The sequence below is a fragment of the Methylibium sp. T29-B genome, assembly GCF_000576225.1.
Classification (GTDB): Bacteria; Pseudomonadota; Gammaproteobacteria; order Burkholderiales; family Burkholderiaceae_C; genus Methylibium; species Methylibium petroleiphilum.
This window is the reverse complement of the sequence record NZ_AZSN01000252.1, coordinates 1-3465: the sequence shown is the minus strand read 5'-3', so window position 1 is coordinate 3465 and position 3465 is coordinate 1. Positions and strand designations below refer to the sequence as shown.

The window sequence follows — 3465 nt, the reverse complement described above, 5'->3', positions numbered from 1 at the left end:
GGCGCGCCGCGCGGCGCTCGACGAACTGGCGCGGCTGGGCTACCTGCGCGGCCTGCTCGGCGAGCTGAGCGCGATCGAGGCCGAGGACCCGGCCGCCGCGGCCTGGACCGGCCCGGTGCGCGAGCTGGCACAGCAGTTCCGCTTCGACGCCATCCGTGCGCTGCTGAATCCCCGAGACGAGGAACCCGAAGATGCTGCCGCGGCCGCCTGACTCTCCCGCCGACCCCAACGTGCCGCGCGGGCCGGAGCGCATGCGCCTCGGCGAGAACAGCGACGTGGTGCTGATCGTCGACGACGTGCCGGACAACGTCTCGGTGCTGCACGATGCGCTCGACGAATCCGGCTATACCGTGCTGGTCGCCACCAGCGGCGAGGCCGCGCTGGAGCGCGCCGCCCACGCGCGGCCCGACGTGGTGCTGCTCGACGCGCTGATGCCCGGCATGGATGGCTTCGAGGTCGCGCGTCGGCTCAAGCGCGACGCCGCCACCGCGCACATCCCCATCGTCTTCATGACCGGTCTGGCCGAGACCGAGCATGTGGAGGCGGCGTTCGAGGCCGGCGGCGTGGACTACGTGACCAAGCCGATCCGCCCGCGCGAGGTCATCGCGCGCATCGCCGCGCACGTCCGCGGCGCGCGCCAGGCACGGCAGGCGCGCAGCGCGCTCGACGCCTTCGGCCACGCCGTCATCACCGTGCGCGCCGGCGACGGCCGCGTGCTGTGGCAGACGCCGCTGGCGCGCGAGCTGCTGCAGGCGCTGGACGCCACGCGCGAGGCCGGCACCCGCGGCCCGGTGCTCAGCGAGACCCTGCTCGACTGGATGCAGGCGCAGGCGGTGCTGGCAGCCACCGAGCAGACCGGCTACCCCATCGTGCTGGCGCGCGACGGCCGCCGCGTGAGCTTCGCGCTGCACGAGGCCACCGGCGAGGACGAGTGGCTGCTGGTGCTGACCGAGTCGAACGACCGCGCCAGCATCGAGGGCCTGGCGGTCGCGTTCCGGCTCACCGGCCGTGAGGCCGAGGTGCTGCACTGGGTGGCCCAGGGCAAGACCAACCGCGACATCGGCGACATCCTCGGCACCAGCCCGCGCACCGTGCACAAGCACCTGGAGCACGTGTTCGCCAAGCTCGGCGTCGAGACGCGCACCTCCGCGGCGGCGATGGCGCTCGGCAAGCTCAAGCGCGGCGCGGCCTGAGACGCGGCGGCCGGGCCTCAGGCGAGGTCGTCGTCGGAGAGCGACTTGAACAGGCGGCCCGCCTGCGCCGCCAGCGTGAGCAGGCCGCACACCAGCACCACCGCGCTGCGCTGGGAGGGCCGCATCCCCGAGTCCCACCAGTAGCTGAAGCCGCCTGCCAGCGTGAACAGGCTGCCGAGCACGAGGAAGGCCATGAACAGCAGCCAGCTCACCCAAGGCGCCGGGCGCCAGAACAGCAGGTGTCCCCAGGCGGCCAGCGCTACCAGCACGGCGAAGGTCTTCATCGCGATGCGGCCTCGTGAGCGGGAAGGCCGTTCACGGCAGGCGGCCCCAGCGCAGCGCATGCGCCCATTCGGGCCGCGCGCGCCGTTCCGCCAGCATCGCCATCGCCGTGTGGTCGTAGGGCACGGCGATCAACTCGGCCGACCAGCGGCCGTCGGCGCCGCGTTCGGCGATCGCATAGCGCGCGTCCGGTGCGCCGTTCTCCACGGCGTGAGGGAAGGGCCGCGCGTCGTCGTAGGCCGGCAGGCCCACGCTGCCGGGGTTGAGCAGCAGCTGGCCGTGCCGGCTGCGCAGCAGGCGCGGCGTGTGGGTGTGCCCGCAGCACACCAGCGCCGCACGCACCTCGCCCAGGCGCGCCTCCACCTCGTCGGCCGTCGCGGCGCGCAGGCCGTGCGGCGTCACGGTCTCGAAGAAGTAGACGTCGTCGTGCGCCGGCGTGCCGTGGCACAGGAACGCGTCGTCGTCGGCCAGCGCGTGCCGGTGCGTCAACGTGCGCAGCCAGTCGACTTCGGCGGGGCCGAGCATCGCGTGCGCATAGGCGTCCGAGGGCTCGCGCGGCAGCGCGCCGCCGCCGAGCACGTAGCGCTCGTGGTTGCCGGCCAGCTGCAGCCAGTCCTGCGCCATCAGGAAGCGCGCCGTCTCGCGCGGCAGCAGCGGCCCCGACAGGCTGTCGCCGAGGTTGACCGTGCGGTCCACGCCGCGGCGGCCGATGTCGGCCACCACCGCCTCGAGCGCGGCGAGGTTGCCGTGGATGTCGGAGACGAGGGCGATGCGCAGGGTCGGCGTCGTCATGCGGCCGGCTCGGTCTGGCCGCGGCAGACGACGGCGAGCTTGTGGCCGTCGGGGTCGCGCACATAGGCTGCGTAGAAGTCGGCGTTGTACTGCGGGCGCAGGCCCGGCGCGCCTTCCGAGCGGCCGCCGTGCGCCAGCGCCGCCGCGTGGAAGGCATCGACCTCGGCCCAGCTGCGCGCCCGCAGCGCCACCATCGTGCCGTTGCCCACCGTGGCCGGCCGGCCATCGAACGGTTCGCACAGCCACAGCGCGATCTCCGTCGCACCGTGCTGCTGGTAGGTGCCCCAGCCGATCCAGCCGTCCCAGTCGGGCTCGTCGCTGGTGTCGCAGCGCTGCAGGCCCAGCGTGGCCATCGTCGCGTCGTAGAAGCGCGCGGCGCGGGGCAGGTCGGCGCTGCCGAGGCAGACGTAGGTGAACACCGTGAGGCCCTCCTTTCGGTGCCGCGACGCCCCGCGCGGACTCAGCTGCCGAGGTCGGCCACCGAGTCCACCACCGCCGCGTACAGGTCGCGCGTGGACGCCAGCGCGCCGTCGTGCACCTCGCGCGCCGTCAGCACCTTGCCGTTCGGCCCCTGCAGCGCGCGCGTCGCGGTCGCGCTGGCCACCACCGTCGGCGCGTAGCCGAGGTTGAAGCCGCCGTGCGCGGTGGAGTTGATGCACATGTGCGTCATGAAGCCGGCCAGCACGATCTGCTGGATGCCCAGCGCCTTGAGCCGTTCGTCGAGGTCGGTCTGCACGAAGGAGTTGGGGTAGTTCTTGGTGATGACCGGCTCGCCGGCGATCGGTGCCACCTCGGCCGAGATGGCGCCGATCTCGGCCCGCACGTCGTAGGGCGAGCCGGCCCCGGCGTCGTGCTGGATGTGGAAGATCGGCATCCTGCGCGCGCGGGCGATCTCCAGCAGCTTGCGCGCCTCGACCAGCGCCTCTTCCACGCCGGTCAGCTGCATCACGCCCTGCCGGTAGGTGTTCTGGCAGTCGATCATGATCAGCGCGGCCTCGCCCAGCGCGGCCGGACGGTGGCCGAGGCCGACGAGATCTCTCAGGGTGGTGGACGCGGTGGTCATGCGGGTCTCCTGGTGATGCCTGGCAGGGCTGCCGGCGCGCGGCCATTACACCAAAGTCACGAGGACCCGCGCCTCAGGGCGGATCGCGCGGGCTGCCGGCGTCGGCGGCGATCATCCCGGCGCCCAGCCCGCCGG

At 73.5% G+C, this 3465-nt stretch carries 6 protein-coding genes; 2 read left to right on the top strand and 4 right to left on the bottom strand.

What is annotated here, in order from left to right:
- Both Y694_RS25065 and Y694_RS20605 read left to right on the top strand, forming a co-directional pair.
- Positions 1-211, top strand: a 211-nt coding sequence (locus Y694_RS25065; protein WP_036236069.1) for a hypothetical protein, incomplete at its 5' end; no start/stop codon positions are given.
- Entirely contained in the window at positions 192-1193 is a 1002-nt protein-coding gene (locus Y694_RS20605; protein ID WP_036236066.1) for a response regulator transcription factor, read from the top strand. The genes Y694_RS25065 and Y694_RS20605, both read left to right, overlap by 20 nt.
- A 17-nt stretch (positions 1194-1210) precedes the next feature.
- On the opposite strand, the gene Y694_RS20600 is transcribed toward Y694_RS20605, so the two are convergent.
- Genes Y694_RS20600 through Y694_RS20585 form a run of 4 tightly spaced genes read right to left on the bottom strand, consistent with a single transcriptional unit; the run spans position 1211 to position 3330 of the window.
- A complete protein-coding gene (locus Y694_RS20600) occupies positions 1211-1477 on the bottom strand; it encodes a hypothetical protein (protein ID WP_011828272.1) in 267 nt (88 codons plus the stop codon).
- 31 nt (positions 1478-1508) lie between these two features.
- Entirely contained in the window at positions 1509-2267 is a 759-nt protein-coding gene (locus Y694_RS20595) for a metallophosphoesterase (protein ID WP_081782297.1), read from the bottom strand.
- Positions 2264-2686, bottom strand: a complete 423-nt coding sequence (locus tag Y694_RS20590; protein ID WP_036236063.1) for a VOC family protein — start codon at positions 2684-2686, stop codon at positions 2264-2266. Before Y694_RS20590 ends, Y694_RS20595 begins: the two co-directional genes overlap by 4 nt.
- Before the next feature lie 41 nt (positions 2687-2727).
- On the bottom strand, positions 2728-3330 hold the full coding sequence (locus Y694_RS20585; protein WP_036236060.1) for a cysteine hydrolase family protein: 603 nt from the start codon (positions 3328-3330) through the stop codon (positions 2728-2730).
- Positions 3331-3465: the final 135 nt, after the last annotated feature.